Genomic DNA, 1,010 nt, shown 5'->3' with positions numbered 1-1,010 from the left:
ACCAGGCCGGCGGTGGCCGCCGCCCGGACGACGCGGTCGCGCCTGCCGGCGTCGATCCACTGCCGCCGGTCGTGCTCGGGTGTGCTCTCCACCGTGCCGTGCTCCTCGCCCTCGCCGCCTCGCGGGCCCGCCGCCGCCCTGTGGCATGCGGCCCCGTCGCATCCAGCATCGGGACACCTCGGCCGTTCGGCACGGATCTGCCGGGAAACGTCACCCGGGTCGCCCCGGCCCCGCGCCCTCCCGGCTGGGCCGGCGCGGGACCGGGGCCCGGGGTCAGGGACGGACGTACGGCCTGGTCATGATCTCCATGTTGTGGCCGTCCGGGTCCTCGAAGTAGGCGCCGCGGCCGCCGAACCAGTCGTTGGTACGGCCGGGCGCGGTGTGGCTGGGATCGGCGTAGTAGGTCACCGCGGCGGCCTCCAGGCGGTCGATCATGGCCTGGAACTCCTCGTCGGGGACGAGGAACGCGTAGTGCTGTGACTGGATCGGCTCGTCGCGCTTCTCGTAGTAGTCGAGGGTGACGCCGTTGCCGAGGTCGACCGGCAGGAAGGGCCCGAACGGGGCGCCGACCTCCAGGCCGAGGATGCCGGCGAGGAACGCGGCGGACACCCGCCGGTCCCGGGCGTAGACGGCGGTGTGGTTGAGCTGGACGGTGGTGACGGAAGACATGGCTGGTCCTTCTCTCCGGGTCGTGGAACGCGGCGCACGGCGATGTGCTCGCAGCGGTGCGCTCGCAGGGGCACTGCGACGACGTGGAGAGAACGGCGGGGCCCTGCCCCGCCTCGTGCTCAAGCCGAGGCCGGGTGCCCGTTCCGTGTGTGGCCCATGGCCGACCCGGCAGTCACCCGACCGACCCTAGCGGCCGCCCGCCGACCGGGCAACGCCCTTCCGGCGGTGGGCGGACGGTTCGCGTTTCACACCGCGACCCACCGCCCGCACTCCGTAGACTCCGGGCATGACCGGTGCGTCGGACGGAGCGTTGAAGGGCAGGGTCGCCCTGGTCGCGGGGG

Annotated in this window: 1 protein-coding gene; it reads right to left on the bottom strand. The window is 73.8% G+C overall.

Annotated features, from left to right (window positions below; translation table 11 throughout):
- Window positions 1–273 precede the first annotated feature (273 nt).
- Window positions 274–669, bottom strand: coding sequence for a VOC family protein (locus ABZ641_RS39435; RefSeq protein ID WP_344626290.1), 396 nt, complete (start codon window positions 667–669; stop codon window positions 274–276).
- Window positions 670–1,010: the final 341 nt, after the last annotated feature.

The organism is Kitasatospora sp. NPDC007106 (assembly GCF_040634455.1).
GTDB classification, from domain to species: Bacteria; Actinomycetota; Actinomycetes; order Streptomycetales; family Streptomycetaceae; genus Kitasatospora; species Kitasatospora arboriphila.
Note: the sequence above shows the minus strand (reverse complement) of the source record. Positions and strands in the feature narration are given on the sequence as shown.